This window comes from Ruminococcus sp. RTP21484sp1_RTP21281st1_A8_RTP21281_210402, assembly GCF_040914025.1.
Classification (GTDB): Bacteria; Bacillota; Clostridia; order Lachnospirales; family Lachnospiraceae; genus Blautia_A; species Blautia_A faecis.
The window spans coordinates 24,514-47,790 of record NZ_JBCPGE010000006.1; the positions used below are offsets into that span (position 1 = coordinate 24,514).

At 44.5% G+C, this 23,277-nt stretch carries 21 protein-coding genes and 1 pseudogene; 1 reads left to right on the plus strand and 21 read right to left on the minus strand.

Annotated elements, in window-relative coordinates; all coding sequences use genetic code 11:
- Positions 1–149: 149 nt before the first annotated feature.
- From AB5170_RS03975 to AB5170_RS04010, 8 genes and pseudogenes are all read right to left on the minus strand, one after another.
- A complete protein-coding gene (locus AB5170_RS03975) occupies positions 150–1,163 on the minus strand; it encodes a DUF3048 domain-containing protein (protein WP_233456007.1) in 1,014 nt (337 codons plus the stop codon).
- A 371-nt stretch (positions 1,164–1,534) separates the two neighbouring features.
- Positions 1,535–2,032, minus strand: coding sequence for an rRNA maturation RNase YbeY (gene ybeY / locus AB5170_RS03980; protein WP_226814799.1), 498 nt, complete (start codon positions 2,030–2,032; stop codon positions 1,535–1,537).
- A gap of 171 nt (positions 2,033–2,203) precedes the next feature.
- The gene (locus AB5170_RS03985; protein WP_118578388.1) at positions 2,204–3,223 is read right to left on the minus strand and encodes a PhoH family protein; all 1,020 of its coding nucleotides are present in this window, start codon (positions 3,221–3,223) and stop codon (positions 2,204–2,206) included.
- Positions 3,224–3,299: 76 nt separating this feature from the next.
- Positions 3,300–4,499, minus strand: a complete 1,200-nt coding sequence (locus AB5170_RS03990) for a sporulation protein YqfD (RefSeq protein WP_173718691.1) — start codon at positions 4,497–4,499, stop codon at positions 3,300–3,302.
- Positions 4,500–4,516: 17 nt separating this feature from the next.
- Positions 4,517–4,576, minus strand: a pseudogene (locus AB5170_RS03995) (hypothetical protein); the annotation flags it as partial.
- 32 nt (positions 4,577–4,608) lie between these two features.
- On the minus strand, positions 4,609–4,875 hold the full coding sequence (locus AB5170_RS04000) for a YabP/YqfC family sporulation protein (RefSeq protein WP_118578390.1): 267 nt from the start codon (positions 4,873–4,875) through the stop codon (positions 4,609–4,611).
- A gap of 74 nt (positions 4,876–4,949) precedes the next feature.
- Positions 4,950–5,498: a DUF2284 domain-containing protein gene (locus AB5170_RS04005; protein WP_118578391.1), complete on the minus strand. Its 549-nt coding sequence runs from the start codon at positions 5,496–5,498 to the stop codon at positions 4,950–4,952.
- 79 nt (positions 5,499–5,577) lie between these two features.
- Positions 5,578–6,519, minus strand: coding sequence for a tRNA-dihydrouridine synthase (locus AB5170_RS04010; protein WP_173718690.1), 942 nt, complete (start codon positions 6,517–6,519; stop codon positions 5,578–5,580).
- A 410-nt stretch (positions 6,520–6,929) separates the two neighbouring features.
- On the opposite strand from AB5170_RS04010, the gene AB5170_RS04015 reads away from it, so the two are divergent.
- The gene (locus AB5170_RS04015) at positions 6,930–8,087 is read left to right on the plus strand and encodes a pyridoxal phosphate-dependent aminotransferase (protein ID WP_368361819.1); all 1,158 of its coding nucleotides are present in this window, start codon (positions 6,930–6,932) and stop codon (positions 8,085–8,087) included.
- A gap of 241 nt (positions 8,088–8,328) precedes the next feature.
- Here AB5170_RS04015 and rlmH read toward each other — a convergent pair whose 3' ends face one another.
- From rlmH to AB5170_RS04080, 13 genes are all read right to left on the minus strand, one after another.
- Positions 8,329–8,808: a 23S rRNA (pseudouridine(1915)-N(3))-methyltransferase RlmH gene (gene rlmH, locus AB5170_RS04020; protein WP_313718176.1), complete on the minus strand. Its 480-nt coding sequence runs from the start codon at positions 8,806–8,808 to the stop codon at positions 8,329–8,331.
- Positions 8,809–9,111 (minus strand): Dabb family protein, encoded by a 303-nt coding sequence (locus AB5170_RS04025; protein WP_118578395.1) that lies wholly within the window; start codon positions 9,109–9,111, stop codon positions 8,809–8,811.
- A 266-nt stretch (positions 9,112–9,377) separates the two neighbouring features.
- Positions 9,378–12,539, minus strand: coding sequence for a DNA translocase FtsK 4TM domain-containing protein (locus AB5170_RS04030; protein WP_368361820.1), 3,162 nt, complete (start codon positions 12,537–12,539; stop codon positions 9,378–9,380).
- Between the two features lie 70 nt (positions 12,540–12,609).
- Positions 12,610–13,485: an undecaprenyl-diphosphate phosphatase gene (locus AB5170_RS04035; RefSeq protein WP_173773239.1), complete on the minus strand. Its 876-nt coding sequence runs from the start codon at positions 13,483–13,485 to the stop codon at positions 12,610–12,612.
- A 279-nt stretch (positions 13,486–13,764) separates the two neighbouring features.
- Positions 13,765–15,162: an NADPH-dependent glutamate synthase gene (gene gltA / locus AB5170_RS04040; RefSeq protein WP_173770881.1), complete on the minus strand. Its 1,398-nt coding sequence runs from the start codon at positions 15,160–15,162 to the stop codon at positions 13,765–13,767.
- The gene (locus AB5170_RS04045; protein WP_118578399.1) at positions 15,162–16,049 is read right to left on the minus strand and encodes a sulfide/dihydroorotate dehydrogenase-like FAD/NAD-binding protein; all 888 of its coding nucleotides are present in this window, start codon (positions 16,047–16,049) and stop codon (positions 15,162–15,164) included. The genes gltA and AB5170_RS04045 overlap by 1 nt, the downstream gene beginning before the upstream one ends.
- A gap of 199 nt (positions 16,050–16,248) precedes the next feature.
- On the minus strand, positions 16,249–16,983 hold the full coding sequence (locus AB5170_RS04050) for a ClpP family protease (RefSeq protein ID WP_118578400.1): 735 nt from the start codon (positions 16,981–16,983) through the stop codon (positions 16,249–16,251).
- A 53-nt stretch (positions 16,984–17,036) separates the two neighbouring features.
- Positions 17,037–17,765, minus strand: coding sequence for a YebC/PmpR family DNA-binding transcriptional regulator (locus AB5170_RS04055; protein ID WP_118578401.1), 729 nt, complete (start codon positions 17,763–17,765; stop codon positions 17,037–17,039).
- Entirely contained in the window at positions 17,735–19,090 is a 1,356-nt protein-coding gene (locus AB5170_RS04060) for a hemolysin family protein (protein ID WP_173715577.1), read from the minus strand. Before AB5170_RS04060 ends, AB5170_RS04055 begins: the two co-directional genes overlap by 31 nt.
- Before the next feature lie 159 nt (positions 19,091–19,249).
- Positions 19,250–19,600, minus strand: coding sequence for a type II toxin-antitoxin system PemK/MazF family toxin (locus tag AB5170_RS04065; protein ID WP_021926628.1), 351 nt, complete (start codon positions 19,598–19,600; stop codon positions 19,250–19,252).
- 137 nt (positions 19,601–19,737) lie between these two features.
- Positions 19,738–20,904 carry an alanine racemase gene (gene alr, locus AB5170_RS04070; protein ID WP_173770880.1) on the minus strand — a complete coding sequence of 389 codons (1,167 nt, stop codon included), beginning with the start codon at positions 20,902–20,904 and terminating at the stop codon, positions 19,738–19,740.
- Positions 20,905–20,978: 74 nt separating this feature from the next.
- Complete coding sequence (locus tag AB5170_RS04075) at positions 20,979–22,535, minus strand: NAD(P)H-hydrate dehydratase (protein WP_173770879.1); 1,557 nt, start codon at positions 22,533–22,535, stop codon at positions 20,979–20,981.
- 79 nt (positions 22,536–22,614) lie between these two features.
- Positions 22,615–23,268 (minus strand): redox-sensing transcriptional repressor Rex, encoded by a 654-nt coding sequence (locus AB5170_RS04080; RefSeq protein ID WP_118578406.1) that lies wholly within the window; start codon positions 23,266–23,268, stop codon positions 22,615–22,617.
- Positions 23,269–23,277: the final 9 nt, after the last annotated feature.

Genomic DNA, 23,277 nt, shown 5'->3' on the forward strand with positions numbered 1-23,277 from the left:
TTGATCGTCCTATCACTTTTGCAAATCAAGTCAAAACGCGTTTATTTGCATCATGCGCTCGTGCAGACAGGCTCTAGAGCATGTTTTTCACGTAAATACAAAAGAGGAACGCCTTATCTTATGACGTCCCTCTCCATTTTTAATTTATTTTACTGTAAAGACACAGAACCTACAGAATCATTCAGCACGATCTCGACCCATGTTTTTCCAGGATTCAGCTGAATCTCCTGATTATTGGAATCATAATAATGAGTGATTCCCCACTGGGAATCCTTTGTCCAGTGGATGTCGATTGCCTTGCCTCTGGTGATGTATTTGCCCTCACCTCCGGACTGGGTATCTACGTTCAGATAACCATTTGGATCATATGGAACATAGTTGGAATACTGTAAAATAATATTCTCACATGTCAGCTGATTACCTGTGTTCTGGTCAATATGCGGTGCATTAAACTGGAAGCGGCTGTACTCCTTAGTCTCTGCATTGTACTCAAACCACGGATGGTTATAAGCGAAATTATCAAGCTTCACAACATTTGCAGAAACTCCGTCATCCAGGGTTGTCTCAGTTCCTTCCGGTGCAAACTGGAAATGACCATTATAGTCCTCTTTATAATCCTGGCTATAGCCCTGGCTCTGGATTCCTGCCTGAAGATGGGAGAAATCAGTGTAAGCATTGTGCGGTGCTACACGGTCAGTGCTGCGATAGTAAGCATTTCCAAGTGTAAGTCCGTTCAGATTGTCGATCAGGTGCTGGTCCAGATACTGAAGTGCATATACAGACTGTCCATAATGAGAATAGATGGCATCATACTCATTTGCATAGAACAGGAAGTAATCACGGCAGCTTCGCACAGAACCGATCCTTGGAATATTGTCATAGTCCTCGATGATCGCCATGAGACGGGTGATGCTTCCCTCTACCGGTGCTTCATAAATGACTCCTGCGTTCTCAGTTCCGCTCTGTGGAGCGCCATTGGTATCGTTGCCAAGCATAACTGCGATGGGACGTCTGTGGCCAATGCCGACAGATACATCCTCTCCGGTAAGATAACTCTTCACGGTATCTGTCCCGGCTTCCTCTGCCTGTACCGCTACTGTGGATCCTGCAAGTGCGCAGGAAAGCAACATTCCTGTGAGAAGTTTAAATATTTTTTTCTTCATGTCTTCTCCTCCTTATGCATATATATTTAACCTTCTAACTGAACAGAAACTGCAGAAACCGCCACTTATAAATACATCCGGAATGGTAATGCCACCTGCTGATGACATCACCTTATATGAAAATCAGTCGCTTTGCAACTGCCATCCGGAACTTTCATAGTAACTTATTCACGGCAAACGTTACTGTTCACTCCGTTCACAGTAACGCGCTTCGCGATGCACAGAAATCATGCTTTGCATGATTTCGCGCCGCAACTCTCGGGTTTTCTGTGAACTTTGTTCACAAAAAACACCTCGCGGAACGTTACCAGTGAACAGTAACCGGCAAACAGCAAAAGCCTCTCCAGTTATAGGGTCATGCACAAAAAAATTTAACGGGTAATTCCAAGTTCCTCCAGTGCCTTCGCCTGGCGTGCTTCCATATCTGCGGCTTCCTCCGGAGTCATGTGATCGTATCCCAGAAGGTGTAGCATACTATGTGCAACTAGGAAGCAAAATTCCCTCTTTACACTGTGTCCATACTCTTCTGCCTGGGCAGCAACACGTTCTGCAGAAATCATAATATCTCCCAGAAGAAGCTCTCCACTGTCAAGATCAAAGCAGGACTCATCATCTTCAGCCACAGAATAATCTGCCGGTGTTTCAAATGGCAGCATTGGAAAAGAAAGAACATCAGTAGCTCTCTCAATGCCACGGAACTCTGTATTTACCCTTTTAATCTCTTCATTATCTGTGAGAACCAGATTTACCTGTGCATCCCATGGACATTTCTCCATGTCAAGCACCTTCTCTGCAACCATCTTCGCAAGCGCCGGACAGTCAAGTCCAAGGTCAAAATCGGTCTCGCATTCGTATTCTATTGTTACCAAAACTTATTCCTCCTGTATGACATCTGCCTGATTTCTCAAACAGGCGACACCATATGTTCAATTTTACTATTTTGTTTGAATTATTCTGTAAAATTCACATTTCAGTTTCAAATTAATCTTCCCACAGGATATTGATTGTCATTTACTGAAAATTTTGTCCTGGCTTCCCAATTACCGGCTTGTCCTCCGAACTGCCCGCTTCTGGGTCTTTTCCTGGGCTTTCGCTTCCTCTTTCTCAAATGCTTTAACAATGTCCTTCACGATCTTGCAGCGGACAACATCACGGTTCGTCAGGGAAATAGTAGCAATATCGTCTACATTTTTCAAAATAGAAGCACACTTCTGAAGTCCGGAATCCGTCTCTTTGGAAAGGTCGATCTGTGTTACATCGCCGGTAAGAATCATCTTAGAACCAGTACCAATACGGGTAAGTGCCATTTTCAAAATAGGAAGTGTGGCATTCTGGCTCTCATCAATGATGATCATACTGTTATTCAAAGTACGGCCTCGCATATATGCAAGAGGTGCAACCTCAATGATTCCCCGTTCTCTTAACTTCGCAGCCTGATCTGGCCCGAATACGTCATTTAGTGCATCGTAAAGCGGCTTCAGATAAGGATCAACCTTCTCCTGTAAATCTCCCGGAAGGAAACCAAGCTTCTCGCCCGCTTCAATGGCCGGACGGCTGAGAATGATTCTCTCAATCTCGTCATTCCGGTACAGCTCTGCCGCATAAGCAACTGCCAGGTATGTTTTACCTGTACCGGCAGGTCCGATACAGATAGTAACCGTATTGTTCTTCAAAGCAGTGATATAATTTTTCTGTCCAATTGTCTTAGTTCGAATTGGAATATTCTTATAATTCAAAGTCACTGCATCCCCCAGCACCTTGCGGGTGCTGTCTGCAATATCCTCCTCGCTGTCATCCTCTTCCTCGGTCTCATCCAGAAAACGATGGATCATATCCACGGAAAGCTGCTGCTGTTTTTCAAGAGCTTCCTTCATGGCTTCAATAATATTCACAGCTGAATGTATCCTGCCGTCATTAGTCCCACTTACGGTAATGCAGGAATTTCTCTGGGTAATGGATACGCCAAGACGATTCTCAATCACCTTGATCAGCTTATCATTGATTCCAAAAAGCTCCTGTAAAATATCTAATGAGTCAATCTCTATATTCGTGGATTTCAAAAACTGCTCCTCCTTGTGTCTGTTCAAAAATATCTCTGGGTAAAAGTATACCACTCTAAAGATTGTTTTTCAACACTTATGATTCCTGACTGAATTCTATATTCTGCTTCTTTCCGCTTTTTTCATCTACTGTCAATGTACCCTGCACAGTACAATTTGTACTGTCAAATGTGACAGACAACCGGGAATCTGCAATCCGGATTCCTTTATTCAGAAGTTTTTGTTCATATATTCTCAGCTGCTGCACTGCTTTCTTCTGAGCCTGTTCTTTCGTGTAAACTGTGCTCTGTATCTTATAAGGTGTTCGGGTGATTTTTCCCAGGGAAAAAGGAAGGACGAAATTCTCGGTAAGTTTCCAGGGGATTTCTTCCGTTGAGGTTATATATCTGGATTTTTTTCCTGTATCTGCGCCAAAAACGAAGTCACCAACACGAAAATACCAGCTGGTTTTTGAAGTGCCGCTTTGAACCTTTTTTTCATAGGAAAGGGGGACCTCCTGATAATAGGCAATCTGATGGCGCACATAGATGTCTGCGTCTGCCGGAACATATTCCACACGTACAACCTCCTGGCTGTCATTCAGGATTGGCACCTCGCCAGATACCAGAATATCACCCTGTTTGCAAATGTCTCCAGTTTTAACAAGTGGAGTTCCATTTCTGATAACCATATTCACAATTTTCCCATCCAGATTGGAAATCAGATTGCATGGAGATTTTGTTTGCCGGATACCTTCTGTGAGGTTTTCTTCCTGAATGGTAAGAAGAAGCCGGGTACCTTGAACCCTGGCGGAAACAAAAGTAATATCCGGGTAGTTTTTCCTGAGAAGGTCGGCAATCCGGGTACAGTTAACCTGATTTTTACGGATCCCATGGGTAATTCCCTGCTGGTCCAGAAATTCCAGAAGCTGAGGGGTGGAATTTTTTACATTTCCATCAATGTGGATATTCCAGATGTGGCCAGAGAGCCAAAGCAGCAAGACCACACAAAGAAGGAACCCGGCTGTAAAGCACTTACGTTTTTGGATTCTGAGCAGCAAAAACGGCAAACCTCTTTTTTTTAGAATATGGATACGGACTCTGGTCTTTCTATGTATGGGAAGGAGTTTTCGGAAATCATTTATGGAGATGCGAGTTGTTATGTTTTTTTCTGACAGATAACGGATTCTTTCCAAAGAGACAGCTCTGGCATGGCACAAATTCAGGAAACGTTCCAGCTGGTCACCGGATACTGAAATTTCTAAAAATCCATGGAGTATTTTTTCGGGGTCATTCATTTTAATCTCGCCTCCATTTATATTGGATTTACAATGTACTGCCGAACGGCAACCGAATTCAGGTGAAATATACTGCAAACCGGGGCATACAGATTGCGGAAATGATTTTTCAAACACGCTCTAACATTACCGACAAAATCTGCCCTTTTATTTCCATTTCCCAAGTAGTGTAATGAAATATTTCCAGATTTTTCCCTTGAAGGATCACGCGTCCCTGGCAGGTAACCACGATTAATTTCTCGCTTGTATAGGATAAGATGCTTTTATAATTTTCAATCTGTACCTGCGACGGTCCGGTAATCGTTATAATAGGGGCTTTACAGGACAGGTCACCAGGAAGTTCCATAGCTGTCATAAAACGTTCTGATACAGACATAAAAAAAGCCTCCCGGTCTTTATCTCTAGCTTATGCGGGAGGTTTTCTTTTCATTCTGATTTATATTTAACAGATCACGCTCTCTGGCGAAAAAGCACCAGGGAAAACCACAGAATGGTATTTCCGCCAAGATTATATTCCATGGAATGATGCTCTACCAGCTCATTTACCACTACACCGTGACTTTCCAGGCAGGGATGCATTTTCTCAGGGAAGCGACAGGGCTTTCCGTCTAAATAGGCACAATGCTCGCAAAGATCGCAGGATTCAGTGGACAAGGTAAATGTCTCAAATCCCTCCCCTTTCAAAAATCCGGCTACCTCTGTAGTCAGCTCCTCGTGAGCATCTCGGGTAGCAAGCATTTCCGCCATGTTCATCACATCGGAAACCTCTGCCACACTGGAAAAAAGGATTCCATTTGGATAACTGTGGATTCGCTTCCCACATTCTTCCAGACTGCCCACAGCAGGGGGACAGGCCCAGGTAGTGCCGTAACGCTCACACTCCTGTTTGCAGATGATCCGCACCCGCTCTCTTACCTCTATTTCAGCAGTATCCACAAGGCGGTATTCATAAATGGGATACTGAGATATAAATTCTTCAAAACGATCGGTATTTAACATGTTATTCCTCTTTCGAATTATTTATTGCTATTTAGCCCGCCAAGGGGGATCCTTTCAGCGTTCTAAATATCCAAAATACTTAATCTATCAAATCCTGCTCTGCAAATAAACTGGATACCACAGACGAATACTCTGACAGATGCTGGGATTTCTTGATTTTCTTGGCATATTTCTCATAATTTGTAAAATTAACGGCCATATAGCTCCATAATTCTTTCATACGGAACAGCACATTCCGTTCGCCGGAAAGAAGTTCCCGATACTCTTCGAAAAGACAATCATGGAATTCTCTTACTGTCTTTTTATCCGGACGAATGCCTTCCCGGATCTCAGTTACCAGCCCCGGATTCGTGATCAGCCCTCTTCCATACATGAAGCAGCAAGTGTCTGGAAAACGCTCTGTAATCCGCTTATAATCAGCTGCAGAAAACAGATTCCCATTATAGCAAAGTGGCATTTTCAGACGGTTTACAGCCTTCTCATAAGCTCCGAGCCGCGGCACTCCGCGATACATATCTGTCTGAATCCTTGGGTGGATGATCAGTTCATGAATGGGATATTTTTCATAAATGGCCAGCAGATACTCCCAGTCTTCCTCGTAGTGAGTTCCAATTCTGGTCTTTATGGAAATTTTCATATCAAGTTTCGAAAAAATCTGATCCAGGAACTGATCCAGCTTCTGGGGCTCTGCCAGAAATCCGGCACCCTTTCCCTTCGCTGTAACTGTTCCAGAAGGACAACCAAGATTCAGGTTCACTTCCTGGTGTCCGTAATCATCTTTCAAAAGCTGGGCAGTACGGATAAAATCATCTGCATTGCAGGTCAGGATCTGGGGAACCACGTACATTCCCTCATTCCGCTCCGGTGACACCTCGCAAATTTCCTGGAAGCTCAGGTTTTTCTTCGGCTTGGCAGAAATAAACGGAGTAAAATATTTATCCATGGGATGATAAAACCGGTGATAAGTCCGGCGGTATACAAAGTTTGTCACGCCCTCCATAGGGGCCATGTAGTCTTTCATTTATGTCCTCGCATGTCTTTTTATTCAAATCAAGGGGGGGGATTTTCTCAGCTGCTTTATTCAGAGCTTTCACCATGCAAAAAATTCCTTAAATTCTTCGAGAAACTTCTTCATTTTCTTTTCCTCCCTTGGTTTGATATAGCCAATTATACACGTTTCTCTATTTTTAGACAATGCCCTCTTAAGTGTCTGCTGCTATTTTTTTCTAAAATTTATACAAAAAAGAACTTTACCCCTAAATCTGGCAGTGCACGGCAGCCATCCATTTTCGTTTGCTATTAGCAATACAAATGTCTTGCCCGAAAATACATTTTTGTCTTGCACTCTGTTGTAGTACTGTGATAAAATAAACAGGATTTTAGCACAAACCTATTGGTTTGGCATTTTGAGAGAAAGAAGGCTTACTTACGATGAAATTTTCCAAAAGACTGGATTTATTTGGAGATGAAATTTTTGCCGCGCTCAATGAAAGGCGGCTTAAACTTGAGAAACAGGGAAAGAAGATCTACAACATGAGTGTGGGAACTCCGGATTTCCATACACCGGATCATATTAAGAAAGCACTGATGGAAGCTGCCGCTAACGATCAGAACTGGCGCTACAGTCTCCGCGACCTGCCGGAGCTTCTGGATGCGGTCTGTGCATATTACAAGAAGCGTTTCCATGTGGAAATCACGCCGGATATGGTAATGTCTGTTTATGGAAGTCAGGAAGGCATGGGACATCTTGGCATGACTTTATGCGACGAAGGAGATGTGGTTCTTCTTCCAGATCCGTGCTATCCGGTTTTCGCAGCAGGAAGCAAATTAGGAGGCGCGGTTCCTTACTACTACCCGCTTGTAGCAGAGCATGATTTCCTGCCATATGTAAAGGATATTCCGGAAGATGTGGCTCGCAAGGCCCGTTACATGGTAGTCTCTCTTCCATCCAACCCGGTAGGAAGCATTGCCACACCGGGACTTTATGAAGAAATTGTTGCATTTGCAAAAAAATACGATATTTTAATTATCCATGACAATGCATACAGCGATATTATCTTTGATGGCGTGGAAGGTGGAAGTTTTCTTGCCACTCCTGGCGCGCGGGAGATTGGTGTTGAATTTTTCAGCCTTTCCAAATCCTTTAACGTAACCGGCGCCAGAATCAGCTTTCTCATTGGAAATCCAGAAATCATCTCTGCTCTAAAAAAGCTTCGCAGCCAGATCGATTTCGGTATGTTCCTGCCAATCCAGAAAGCGGCTATCGCTGCTCTGGAGGGACCTCTGGACAGCGTAAAAGAACAATGCAGACAATACCAGGCACGCCGTGATGCTCTATGCGACGGACTTGCTTCCATCGGCTGGGAGAAGCCAAACGGTAAAGGAACTATGTTCGTATGGGCAAAGCTTCCTGGAAAACGCACGGACAGCATGGCATTCTGTATGGAATTAATGGAAAAAGCCGGTGTCATCGTTACTCCTGGCGCAAGCTTTGGTCCTCATGGGGAAGGATATGTGCGCTTCGCGTTGGTACTTCCACCAGAGAAAATCAAAGAGGCTGTGGAATCTATCCGCACAAGTGGAATTTAAGTACCACTCCCAAATTTATCTTCAAATATATTGCAAGCTTTAACAAACCATATACCACACGTTTTGCGCGTTATGGCAGCAATCGCCAGAAACTTACACAAACGTCGGCTTTAGGTTTTGACTGATTGCTCGTGTAAACTAATAAACTCCCGGATGTTAGCTGCCTCGAACATGCTCTAACATCTGGGAGTTCTTGTGTCTGCAATTATCATTTATGGAACTTTACAAAAATGAAATCTCATTATTTATGATAAGGCTCATGATGCATAATCCGATATCCCCTGTAAATTTGTTCCAACAGAATCATCTGCATCAATTGATGCGGAAACGTCATTCTTGAAAAACTGAGCTTATAATCTGCCCGTTTCAAAACAGCATCAGAAAGCCCAAGTGATCCTCCGATCACAAAGGCAATGCTGCTTTTTCCCTGAACGCCTAATTTGGAAATCAGGTCAGAAAGCTCTACAGAATCCAGCATTTTACCTTCTATAGCAAGTGCAATCACGTAATCTGTATCGCGGATATGGCTAAGAAGCCGATTGCCCTCCGTCTCTTTGATCTGACGGTTCAGCGCATCGGAAGCTTTATCTGGAGTCTTCTCATCTGGCACCTGGATAAAATTCAGCTTACAATAGCGGCCAAGACGCTTGGCGTACTCTGCAATTCCATCATTCAGGTACTTCTCTTTAATTTTTCCAACTGTGATAATACGAATTTCCATTTACACCTCAAAGTCCATTGCTACACGATCGCATACATTTGGTCTTACGTAAGTGTCCGCAACATGAACATGATTCGGATTTACTGCATAGGCAGCCAGTGCCTCAGCGCTTTCCAGCTCAGTGATCAGACATAAATCACGTGTGCTGGATGGAAGAAGGTCTGTAACAACCTCTGCCTTAATGAGCCCTGGCACAACACCAACCAGACCTTCAAGATGTTCTTTGATCTGTGCTTTTAATTCAGGCTTCTTCTCCTCAGGAATCTCTTCTTTAAATGACCACATTACCATATGTTTTACCATTTTTATTGTCTCCTTTACATATATTTTCTTAACTGTTATACCAATTTATATAAATGATATGAGTGTCAAAAGGTCTTTTGACACTCATTTGATACCCGGATTGCTACGCAGCTACGCTGCTCCCGCAATCCTCCAAATATTCGAAATCCGCTGATTTACTTCGTAAATCGCTACTTTCTCATATTTGGCGTGTCCCAAGTTCAAAAGCCTTATCGTGCAAGCACGAACGGCTTTTTGACCTTTTGACACTGGTATCATATAAATTTTTACAAATGCTCTTCCACATAAGTCTGGAACTCATCCATACTCATCAGTACCTTACGCGGCTTCGTACCTTCTTCAGTACCTACTACCCCAGCGTCACAGAGCTGATCCATAATACGGGCTGCGCGGTTAAATCCAATCTTATACATTCTCTGCAGCATACCGATGGAAGCCTTTTCCTTCTCAATAATGAACTTACCTGCCTGCTCGAAATAGACATCCCGCTCATTGCCACCGGAGCTTCCGCCAGCTGTAAGAACCGCATTGTTCATCTGCTGTTCAATCTTATTGTCGTAATCTGTCCGCGGATTCTTATCTGCAAGGAAATCCACAATATTGCTGACTTCGTCATCTGAAACAAAGGCTCCCTGCAGTCTGGCAGGCTTCTGGTAGCCTTGCGGATAAAACAGCATATCTCCTTTACCAAGAAGCTTCTCTGCGCCGTTCATATCCAGAATGGTTCTGGAATCCACGCCGGAAGTAACTGCAAAGGCAATACGTGACGGCATGTTTGCTTTAATAAGACCGGTAATAACATTGACAGACGGTCTCTGAGTAGCAATAACCAGATGGATGCCTGCAGCACGAGCCAGCTGGGCCAGACGGCAGATGGCATCCTCCACGTCTCCTGGAGCTACCATCATAAGGTCTGCAAGCTCATCTACGATAATGACGATCTGACACATTTTCTCAGGGCGCTGCTCTCCCTCCGGGAACTTCATCTTCTCAATCTTGCGGTTAAACTCTTCCAGATTTCGTACCCCATACTCTGCAAAAGTGTTGTAACGGTTACTCATCTCATTTACTGCCCAGTTCAGAGCCCCGGCAGCTTTCTTCGGATCTGTGACAACCGGAATGAACAGATGCGGGATACCATTATAAACACTAAGCTCTACCACTTTCGGGTCAATCATGATCAGCTTGACCTCGTCTGGCTTGGCTTTATATAAAATACTGATAATAAGTGTATTGATACAAACAGATTTACCGGATCCGGTGGAACCTGCGATCAGAAGATGGGGCATTTTGGCAATATCTGCCACGATCGTCTTGCCCTCAATATCTTTACCAGCAGCAAAAGCCAGCTTGGATTTGGCATTCATAAACTCCGGGCTCTGGATCAGATCACGGAGCATAACTGCACTGTGTTCTTTATTGGGTACCTCGATACCTACAGCTGCCTTACCCGGGATCGGAGCCTCAATACGGATATCCGGCGCGGCGAGATTCAGCTTGATATCATCAGAGAGACCTACGATCTTGCTTACCTTTACGCCCATTTCCGGCTGCAGCTCATACCTGGTAACTGTAGGTCCGCAGCTTACGTTTGTAACCTTGGCATTTACTCCGAAATTATACAGGATTTCCTGTAATTTCTGAGCTGTCTTTCGAAGATGGGAATCAGAGTCTCCCTGGGATTTCCCATTTCCACGTTTCAGAAGATTCACAGGCGGATACTGATATTCCTTTTTCACCGCCGCTTCCTGGGTTTTGATCTCATGCTGGATATTTACAATTCCGTTGGCAATCTCCTGCCTGGAAGACTTAGGATTCTTCGCCGACTGACGGGAAGCAGTTTCATCCGAAGCTCCATTCCCCGCTGCCATTTCGCCAGAAGCTTCAGAAGAGTGGAAGCCAGAAGTTGCCGGAGATCCATGGGTAGCGCCACCTGCTGCGCCAGAAGTATCTCTCGTCAAAGCAGCTGCATTCTGCATGGTAGCCATAACTTCATTAAAATCCACTCCATCATAGCTGTTTTCTTCTTCCTCTGCCTCAACTGGTTGGTCACTGCTAACTGGATTTTTCATATAGACAGTACCGTCCTCTTCCGTGGTATCCTTTTCCATAGAATATGACGGTACAGGATCATCTTGTCCGGAGGAGGCTCTCGTATTCAGATCTGGCTCGTCTGGCTGCTCTGGCTCGGAACGGTGAATTGCAAACTGCAGCTGTGTTTCCTCCTGTGATTCTCTGTCATCAATTGACAGATCATCATCCTGAACCCGATACTCACTGATATCCACATACTTTCCTGTATTAATCGGAAGATTCTGAGCAGAAGCACTCTCGGAAAATTCTCCATTCACTGTAGCCATATTCTCCAGTGATCCTGCATCTTCCGGATTCATGGCATTCTTTGGATTTAAAGGAAATTCCTGATCTACAGATTCCCCATTTTCCCCGGAATTTCTATCTCCAAATAAATCTGTCCCTGCAAGAAAGCCGGTAGAGTCCAGGTCTTCTCCTCTTCTGCCCCGGGTCTGCTTATTTCCACTCATCCTCATTCTGGAATTTGCCCTGGAATCATTCCCAGCTGTCCTGAAAGCTTTTTTCCCCTTCTGTTTGGCTGTCTTTTTCTCAAAGCGGGACGATTCTTCCACCATATCTGGAGTAATCCCCTCTTCTGCAAGTGCAGCCTCCAGCTCCTGCATCCTTTTCTCACGGCGCTCCTGGGCTGCCTGCTGGCGCTGCTGGGCTTTCAGCTGCTTCTTCAGCTGACGCTCCGGTGCTCCCTCCTGATAGAGAGCCTGCTGCCCTTTCACAGCTTCCAGGATCTTATCATAAACCTTATACAAAAATCCCAGGAAAGAATGCTGCGTGATCAGGATCAAACATACCAGGATCACAAGTACTATGATCACATAAGCACCGATGGTTCCAAATGCGGAGATGGTGGAAATACAGATTGCACCTCCAATGGCTCCGCCGCCGGTACGATACTCAGAACTGATCCTGTAATATTCTGCAAGAGTTGTACTCTCTGTATAGCCTTCTGTGAAAAGCTGTGCCAGTTCACAGCAGATCAGAAACAGAACTGCAGCTGCAGCTGTTTTCTTATAGGCAAGCACATTTCCCTTATTGGAGATCAGAAATGCCGCCATAATAAAAAGTACAACGGGAAAAATATAAGCCATCAGTCCCATTACTCCCATAAGTACCTTGCTGATGCTTCCTCCAACATTTCCACCAAGTCCGACACAACTTACCATAAGAATGATCGCTGCCGCCATCAGCACCAGAAGTATGATTTCCGTCTGAAAGCCGCTGGATATTGACTGCTTTCCTACTGTATTCTTTTTAGACTGGGTACGTGCGGAAGATTTTTTCTTCGCGGATGTACTACGTTTGGTTGTTGATTTCTTCGGCGTATTAGACGCTGCCATTAAAAAGTTCCCCCTTCATCAGGCAAATTTGTAACCGCTCCATGTTTCTGTAAGCTTTCCTGCCGGACAGTTATGCAAAATTGCTAATAAGCGCTATGGCTCCTGCCACAAAACAGTAAAATGCGAAATAGCGCAGTTTCACATGCTGTAAAATGCGGAGCAGATTGCGTATCATAAAATATCCAACTACTCCTGCCACGATCATACCAAAGACATAGGTAAATCCAAGAGACACACTCATCTTTGGCGTGGTAAACTGTCCCAGTTCCAGAAAAAGAGAGCCCAGAACTGCCGGAATGCTGATAAGATAAGAATATTTCACTGCAAATTTCCTGCTGAAACCGCATAATAAGCCTGCACAAATCGTCATTCCACATCTGGATATACCTGGAAATACGGAAATCCCCTGACAAATTCCAATCCACATGGCATTATCATAAGTCACATCTTTCGGTGTCTTGACCCCACCAATATTACTGAGGTCTGTCACAAGAAGAAACACTCCTGTCACAAGGATACATGCTCCTGGAAGAAGCGGGGAAATCGCCGCTCTTGTCACCAGTCTTCTGCAAATGTATCCAAGCAATGCTGTGGGAATAAATGATACAGCCATAATCGCTGTAAATTTACGGTATGTTCCGTGCACCACTCTGGCATAGTGGAGATTGTCACCGGTTTTCCTATTGTGAAAATAGATATTTACATTCCCGATTATATCCATGATCATGCCCAGAAGTTCCTCTCCGATCCGGCGGAGATCTTCATGGAATGCAAAAAAAACTGCCACCATCGTGCCCATGTGAAGAAGCACTTCAAAAAGGACTGCAGTGTTTCGTGTAATTCCCATTGCATTTTCTATGGCTGCCAGATGTCCGAAACTGCTCACAGGAAGAAACTCCGTGATCCCCTGAACAATTCCTAATAAAATCGCCTGTAAAACTGACATATTCAATATTTCCTTTTCTTTGGGATAAGACAGGCCGCGAAAGCCCGCCAAGTGTACCTATTATATCACAAAGCCGGCAAAGATACAACTTTAATCGAACGACTGTTTTGTCTGTGGGGCGTGAGATTGCAGGAATGATTTTTCAAACACGCTATAATATATAGAAAAAACCCTGCCTGAGATTTCAAACCGAAATCCCAGACAGGGAACTCACACCTTCTTACTTTTCAGAAAAAAGGTGCATATATTTGTTACTGTCCATTTTGAGGCCAGCAGCTTTTATTTTGCATATTTGCTCTTAATATACTCATCGATGCCGCGTGCACCTGCTTTACCTGCTCCCATAGCAAGGATAACAGTGGCAGCACCTGTAACAGCATCTCCACCAGCATATACGCCTTCTTTTGAAGTCTTACCAAACTCTTCGTCAGCAATGATACATTTTCTCTTGTTTACATCAAGACCGATGGTTGTAGAAGAAATCAGCGGGTTCGGGCTTGTACCAAGGGACATGATAACAGTATCAACGTCGATGGTAAACTCAGAACCAGGAATCTCAACAGGGCGTCTTCTTCCGGAAGCGTCCGGCTCGCCAAGCTCCATACGGATACATTTAATACCGGTTACCCAGTCTTTGTCATCTGTAAGGATCTCAACAGGATTGCAGAGAAGATCAAACTGTACGCCCTCTTCTTTTGCGTGATGAACTTCCTCTTTACGTGCAGGCAGCTCTGCTTCTGAACGACGATAAATAATATGTACCTCTGCGCCAAGACGAAGTGCAGTTCTTGCAGCGTCCATAGCAACGTTACCACCACCAACAACAGCAACCTTCTTGCCATGTGCGATCGGAGTATCATAATCCTCACGGAATGCTTTCATAAGGTTGTTACGTGTCAGGTACTCGTTAGCGGAGAATACACCGTTAGCCTGCTCACCCGGGATTCCCATGAACATAGGAAGTCCGGCACCGGATCCGATAAATACAGCCTCAAAGCCCTCATCTTTAAGAAGCTCGTCGATTGTTACGGATTTACCAATGATAACGTTGGTCTCAATCTTAACACCCAGAGATTTTACGTTTTCAACCTCTGCTGCAACTACTTTGTCTTTTGGAAGACGGAATTCCGGAATACCATAAACAAGAACTCCACCAGCTTTATGAAGTGCCTCGAAGATTGTTACATCGTAACCCATCTTTGCAAGATCTCCGGCGCAGGTAAGTCCGGAAGGACCGGAACCGATCACTGCAACTTTATGTCCGTTCCTCTGTGCAGCCGGAACTGGTTTGATACCATTCTCCTTCGCCCAGTCAGCAACGAAACGCTCCAGTTTACCAATGGAAACAGCTTCCCCTTTCAGACCGCGGATACATTTACCCTCGCACTGTGTCTCCTGAGGACATACACGTCCGCAAACAGCCGGAAGAGCACTGGACTCACCGATGATCTGGTAAGCTTTTTCAAAGTTTCCTTCTTTTACTTCATGAACGAAGCCTGGGATATTGATAGATACCGGGCATCCTTCCATACATTTTGCTTTCTTACAGCCAAGGCATCTGTTTGCTTCTTCCATTGCCTCTTCTTTATTGTAACCAAGGCAAACCTCTTCAAAGTTAGTAGCACGAACCTTAGGAGCCTGCTCTCTGACTGGTACTTTCTTTAATACATCTGCCATTATTTGTCACCTCCACAATGTCCGCATCCGCCGTGATGGGTATCGCCTTCCTGAAGCTTCAGAAGAGCACGTCCCTCTTCGGTCTTATACATCTGCTGTCTCTTCATGGCAAGGTCGAAATCAACTTTATGTCCATCAAATTCCGGTCCGTCTACGCAGGCAAATTTCACTTCGCCGCCAACCATTAAACGACAGGCTCCGCACATACCGGTTCCGTCTACCATGATCGGGTTCATGCTGACAACTGTAGGAATGTTCAGTTCTTTTGTTAACAGGCAGACAAATTTCATCATGATCATCGGTCCGATTGCAACGCAGAGATCATACTCTTTGCCCTGATTCTGCACAAGGTCACGAAGTACATCTGTACCCATACCTTTACGTACATAAGAACCATCATCTGTAGTAACATACAGATTACATACTTCTTTCATCTTGTCCTCAAGAATAAGGAGATCCTTTGTCTTGGCACCAACGATCGCATCAGCGGTAATGCCATGCTCGTGAAGCCATTTCACCTGAGGATATACAGGAGCTGTACCAACACCACCTGCTACGAAAACGATTTTTTTCTTCTTAAGCTCTTCGAGATCTTCATGGCAAAGCTCAGATGGCTGTCCCAGAGGTCCAACAAAATCTTCGAAGTAATCGCCTGCTTTCAGCTGGGCCATTCTGGTTGTTGAAGCACCAGCCGGCTGGAAAACGATTGTTACAGTACCTTTCTCTGCATCATAGTCGCAGATTGTAAGCGGAATTCTCTCTCCTACTTCGTCCATTTTCACGATGACGAACTGGCCAGGCAGACAATGCTTAGCCACACGAGGAGCTTCCACATCCATAAGAAAAACATTTGCAGAAAGTTTCTCTGCGTTGAGTATCTTATACATAGTTCCCTCCTGAAGTACTATATTTGTTGCTGCTCACTCCGCGGGCAGTAACCTATATTTAACCGTCACTTCATGTATATGTCCGCTGTATGGACACTTGTGTCGGTCATATCCTATAACACTATAGCACAAAAAGACAGGTTAGTAAAATAAAATTCTCCTGTTTTTCTTATATTTTTTCCAAAAAATGTATAATTTTTCATTTTTCAGGGGATTTGCTTTTCTCTTTCCCAATTAAATCATATAATTTCCCAAGAGCTTCTTTCATTCCTCCAACTTCATCGATTAGACCTTCTTTCACTGCCTCCGGACCTTCTAACATAGTTCCCACATCTTTTACCAGCTGCGTAGTGTCCAGCATTAGTTCTTCCAGTCTTTCCTGGGACATGTGAGTGTGACTGGAAATGAAGGTGGTGATCCGGTCCTGGATTTTCTCCATGTTGCGGTAGGACTGGGCGACGCCAATAAACATGCCATTTGTGCGAACAGGGTGGATCACCATGGTGGCACTGGGAACTACAAAAGAATAATCTGCAGATACAGCCATGGGAACACCAATGGAGTGACCGCCTCCAAGTACCAGGGACACTGTGGGCACGCTTAAAGAGGCGATCATCTCTGCAATGGCAAGACCAGCTTCCACGTCACCGCCCACAGTATTAAGCAAAACCAGAAGCCCGTCCACAGACTTGTCATCCTCGATCATGGCAAGCTTTGGCAAAACATGCTCATATTTGGTAGTTTTGCTGTGAGACGGCGCCGATTCGTGCCCCTCTACCTCACCGATGATCGTCAGAAGTTCCACTTTGTATTTATTGGAATTCTCATTTAAAATAACCTGTCCCATATCACGGATCTGCTTATTTTGCTGTTCTTCTTTTTCTACAGATTCTTTTTTTTCACTTTCTGCTTCATTATCCTCTCTTTGCTGCATAAAAAATACCTCCACACAATCGTATGGAGGTAGTATCTGCAAATCTGATTAAATTATTCGTCCCAGTTATGCCATACATCTGTTACATCGTCGTCATCATCCAGAAGATCAAGGATTCTCTGGATATCCTTAAGGGATTTCTCATCTGTCAGTTCAACAGTTGTCTGCGGGATCATGGCAACCTGTGCCTCAAGAAGCGGAACACCTGCGGCCTCAAGAGCCTCGCGTACTGCACCTAAATCATCCGGAGCAGTGAGAACTTCATAGCTGTCCTCTTCTTCGTTGAAATCCTCAGCACCTGCATCAAGAGCGGTCATCATCAGTTCGTCAGCGTCCATCTCGCACTCTTCCTTGTCGATGATGATCTGACCCTTCTGATCGAACATATAGGATACACAGCCCTGGGTTCCAATGCTTCCGTTACCCTTTGTAAAAGCGTTTCTTACGTTGCTGGCTGTACGGTTCTTGTTATCAGTCAGAGTCTCAACGATGATGGCAACACCATTCGGACCATATCCTTCGTATACAGCTTTCTCATAACTGTCTGCGGAATCAGCACCGGCTGCTTTCTTAATACCACGCTCAATGGTATCGTTTGGCATGTTGTTTGCCTTTGCCTTTGCAATAACGTCACGAAGCTTACCATTGTTGTTCGGATCCGGACCACCTGCTTTAACAGCCATTACGATCTCACGACCGATGATGGTAAAGATTTTTCCTTTTTTAGCATCGTTTTTTTCTTTCTTGTGCTTTATGTTTGCGAATTTTGAATGTCCTGACATTTCTTATCCTCTCCTTTTGGTTCTTTTTTTATCTTTTCGGCCCGCACCTTTCCGATGGTTTTGTTGCCAAGGGAAAGAATTCTGAAACGGTAGCCGTTTACAACAATTTCTTTATCCAGATCATCTTCTGTGGGAATATGTCCAAGAAGATTCGTCAGATAACCATTTAAGGTCTCAAATTCCACTTTACCGAAATCAATTCCAAGCTCTTCCGCTACATCTTCCAGATACGCCAGTGCGTCAATGATCACACTGTTATCCTTCTGCGTCCGGAACGTACTGTCGTCTTCATCGTATTCATCCAGAATATCTCCTACGATTTCCTCCAGAATATCTTCCATTGAGACAATTCCTGAAGTCTGTCCATACTCGTCCACTACCACTGCCATATGAATTTTCTTCATCTGCATGGATTTGAAAAGATCACTGATTCCCCTTGTCTCCGGAATAAAAGAAGCTTCTCTGATCAATCCCGGCAGATCCTTAAGGGGTTTGAACTTCGCCCAGGAATTCCTGGTGAGAAATTTCAAAGCATCTTTATAATGAATAATTCCTACTATATTATCTATCGTCTCTCTAAATACAGGATAACGGGAATTTCCTTCCTCAAGCATGGTATCCACAATGGTCTGAAGATTGTCCTCCTCATCAAATGCGATCACATTCTTGCGATGCGTCATAATGTCCTTGGCTTCAGTGTCCGTAAACTCCATGATATTCTGGATCATCTCTGCTTCGTTTTCCTCAATGACACCCTGCTCATGGGCTTCATCTACAATGGAAATGATCTCTTCCTCCGTCACCGGATCCTCTGACTGATTAAAAGCAACACCAAATGGCCTTGCTGCCAGCTTGGCAATAAAGGTTACGCACATAGTAAAAGGATACAGGATCCTGGTAAAAAATCCCACAATCTTCATATACCGATATGCATATTTCTCCGGGTGATAGGTTCCGATTCTCCTGAATGTAAGAATACCAAGAGACGCAAGCAGAATGATCACCAGTGCAAGCACCAGGATCAATGCAGCCAAATGCTTTATGTAGGGATGAAAGGTCTCGGTAGCCCATGGAACGATAAATGCTCCGAAACAGACTCCGGAAGCCATAACAATCAGCGGAATCGCATTGACAAATGAAACAGGATTGTTGATCAGGGAAAGAAGAAAGACTGCTTTCTTATCTCCTTCCTGCGCCCGTTTCTCCACTTCGTTTTCGCTCAGATTGTGCACTGCAGCTGAAAATCCATAAAAAATACCATTCAGCCACAAAAGCAATAATAAAATGACAAAGCCCGCCAGGGGCATACTACTGCCAGATTCCATATATTAAACCTTTGTTCCTCCTAGACAGCGTTACTGCTTATTACCTTCGCAGTAACGAAAACATACTGCTGCTTCCTTATTCCACAGCAGCACGAATGTGCAATTGCGGCAGTCAATGCCGCTGAGACTTTACAACTATATCACTAAAGTTTCTTTTCGTCAAGAGAATGTAAGCTCCAGGCTGATTTCAAGAGCATGGTTCACCTTGTCAAGCATAGGACCGTCCAGGTGACATACTTTATCTTTTAATCTTCTCTTGTCAATGGTGCGAAGCTGTTCTAACAAAATTACAGAATCTTTTTCAATTCCATAGGCCGATGCATCAATCTCAATATGGGTGGGCAGCTTCGCCTTGTTCATTTTGGATGTAATCGCTGCGCAGATCACGGTAGGACTATGTCTGTTGCCTACATCATTCTGAATAATAAGTACCGGTCGGATACCTCCCTGCTCGCTTCCCACCACGGGCCGAAGATCCGCATAAAAAATATCCCCTCTTTTAATTACCACACAATTCACACTCCGTTTTACTTTTACTTTTCTGAAAATAAGTATTTCCAACTTTTTTCATGTGTATACATGTGTGGTATTTTTCCCGCAATTCGTTACGGGTTCTTGCAAAGCAGATAAGGGAAATCTAAATATCCTCAGTCAAAATATGTCAGCTCGCCGCACTCTTTCCCATCTCTGATATAGATCCTTGGCACACGCTTGCTGATATCACATAGAAATTCATAGGAAAAACGGCCTGACAGATCTCCCAGTGTATCTGCACTGATAACCTCATCTCCATCTTTTCCAAGCAGTGTCACTTCATCCCCTGTCTTTACATCCGGGATTTCTGTCACGTCTACCATAAACTGGTCCATACAGACTCTGCCACAGATCGGCGCTTTTTTTCCATGGATCAAAACCCAGCCTTTATTAGAAAGCATTCTTGGGTATCCATCTGCGTATCCAACAGGAATCGTCGCTATCTTTGTAATATGATCTGTCGTGTAGGTTCCACCGTAGCTTACCTGAACCCCCGGCTCCACATCCTTCACGTAGGAAACATGACTCTTCAGTGACATTACAGGTTTCAGCATTACAATGTCTTTTTCCACTTCCTCAGAGGGATAAATTCCATAAATGGTAATTCCTGCACGGACAATGTTCAGGTTGGCTTCCGGTACACGGATTATTCCGGCACTATTGGAACAATGATGCAGTGGAATATGGATTCCATTTTTTTCCAGAAGATCCGCAAAATCAAGATATCGTTTCAGCTGAACCATTGCCGGGGTGCGGTCGTATTCATCTGCTCTTGCAAAGTGAGTGAATAAACCTTCAATTTCCACATTGGGAAGAGCTGCAATTCTGCGGATTTCCTCCAGACTCTCTTCGCTGTCCTTAAATCCGATCCTGGTCATGCCGGTATCCGCAGCCAGATGGATCAGACCTTTTTTGCCTGCTTCTTCAGCAGCTTTGTTAAATTTCCTGGCTGTCTCATAATCACAGACGGCCATGCGCACATCATTTTCGGCAAGTTCCTTATAATATTCTTCAAATACCAGTCCCAGGATCAGAATCGGTCTTGTGATCCCGGCTCTTCGAAGCTGTAATGCCTCCTGGGCTGTAGCTGCAGCAAATCCCCATATATAATCAAATTCCTCAAGCATTCTCGCAATAGGTACTGCACCGTGACCATATGCATCCGCTTTGATTACTGCGATGATCTTTGTTCCCTCTTTTATGTTCTTCTTCATCTGTTCAAAATTATATCTGATTGCATCAAGAGAAATCAATGCTTTGATTCTACTGTATTTTTCCATAACATTTTCCTCGATTTTCTAAATTTATCAGAGCATGCTCCAAAAGGCGTTCTGCAAAATGTACGTCACAATTCTCATCCTTTACTCTGAACTTCTGCCAGTTTCAAAACTTCCGGCAGGGCTTCGATCATATCCTTCGCCGTCATGCCGTGAGATCCTTTTTTCTCTCTGGCAATATCGCCGCAAAGACCATGAATATACACTGCCAGGGCAGCTTTATAGGAAAGCTCCTGTTCTTCCTCACAGCTTAAATACATGCAGAGAACAGCTGCGATAATACCGGAAAGTACATCTCCGCTTCCTGCTGTGGCCATTCCCGAATTACCAGAAAGATTCAGATACAGCTTTTCATTCTGGTCAGTCACTACTGTACATGCGTCTTTCAGTACCAGAACACCGCCACTTTTCTCTGCATATTGATAAGCACGGGCTACAGGGTCTTCCTTTAGTTCTGATACATCCAAGCCGCAAAGACGGCTCATCTCGCCCATGTGGGGTGTGAGAATGGTCTGTTCCCCTAGGAATTTCATCCACTGTGGATGCATTGCCAGAATATTCAGACCATCTGCATCCAGTATAACAGGCTTTCCTGCTTTTGCTCCGTTTTCCAGGAACCAAAGCATTCTTTCCTTTCCTGAGCCTTCTGTTCCAAGCCCTGGACCGATCACCAGCACATCACACCAGTTTAAATTTTTCCTATTGGCTTCCTCATCAAATTCGCTGGTCAGCATTGCCTCAGGCAAAAGGCTCTGTAAAGGAATCCGGTTCTCTTCCACAGTCTGGATCTTCACCATCCCGGCACCTCCATGAAGTGCTGCACTGGCACTCAGGCAGGCTGCTCCGCACATTCCCTTCGAACCCGCTACAAGAAGGACCTTGCCAAATGTTCCTTTATTTCCCCATGGTTTTCTTGCCGGAAGAGTTTTCACGTCAGATTTTTCCATATGCCAGGCAGCCTTGCTTGCAAGCTCACTGCCATCACGGTCCCGGTCATAAATTCCAATATCCGCCACCACAATTCTGCCAGCATAAGCTCTTCCCGGATACAGACAAAGTCCACGTTTTTTATATGCAAATGTTACGGTAAGATCTGCCTCAAAAGCAGTTCCAAGAACAGCTCCCGTATCTCCATGAATGCCAGACGGAATATCCACCGCTACTTTATACGCAGGAGCTTCATTCATATGGTCAATTATCTCTTTGTAATTCCCGGTAATCTCCCTGGAGAGTCCAACGCCGAAAATTCCGTCTACTATAACAGTATATTCATCCCATACAGGGTTATTCATTACCGGTACCTGGTAGCTCATGGCAATATCCCACTGATGTCGGGTTTCTTCTGTCATTTTATCCGGATTTCCTGCAAGATAAATCTCAGAACGAATTCCCGCCAGATGCAGAAGTCTTGCAATGGCAATGCCGTCACCTCCGTTATTGCCAGATCCGCAGACGGTCAGAATCCGTTCTTTTTTCAAATTAGCAGAACCGTTTTTCTTTTCCAGATATTTCCGGATCTCTTCTGCTGTGGCAAGTGCTGCCCTCTCCATGAGAACCAGGGAGGGAACATGCATATTATGAATAGTGCCATGGTCAAGCAGCTTCATCTGACTGCAGGTTACAACTTTTTTCATAAGGCCACTCCTAATGCAAAACTGCCGCCCGGTCTCCTGTAAATCCTTCAGCGAGACAAGCAGCAGTCCTCTTTGACTTTTATTCTTTGTTTTCTTTATGTTCGTTACGATACTGGCTTAAGTTGTAAGACAGTGCCATCAGACTCTCGGACAGATGAACGTTCTCTACGATCACATCCTCCGGGGCGTCAAGATCTGTATGGGCAAAATTCCAGATTGCCTTGATTCCATTGTCAATAAGAACCTTCGCCATCTCCTTGGCCTTATTCTTCGGCAGGGTCAGAATGGCAATCTCCACCTGATTCTCCCTGATAAATTCCGGGAGACTGCTAACCATCTGGATCTCAATCCCGCGAACGGAAATCCCCTCCAAAACCGGGTTTACGTCAAAAATCCCTACCAGGCGGAAGCCACGTTTTTCGAAGTCTCCATAATTGGCAAGTGCCTGTCCCAGATTACCTGCACCCAGGATGATCATGGGATGAATGGTGTCCAGTCCCAGTATTTTACCAATTTCTGTATAAAGATATTCTACATTATATCCATATCCCTGCTGTCCAAAACCGCCGAAATTATTTAAGTCCTGTCGGATCTGTGAAGCAGTCACATGCATTTTTTTACTCAAGTCGTTGGAAGATATACGTTCCACCTTCTCTTCCATCAGCTCCCCCAGATAGCGATAATATCTTGGCAATCTCTTAATTACCGCCTTTGAGATCTCTTTTGCATCCAAAATGTTCCC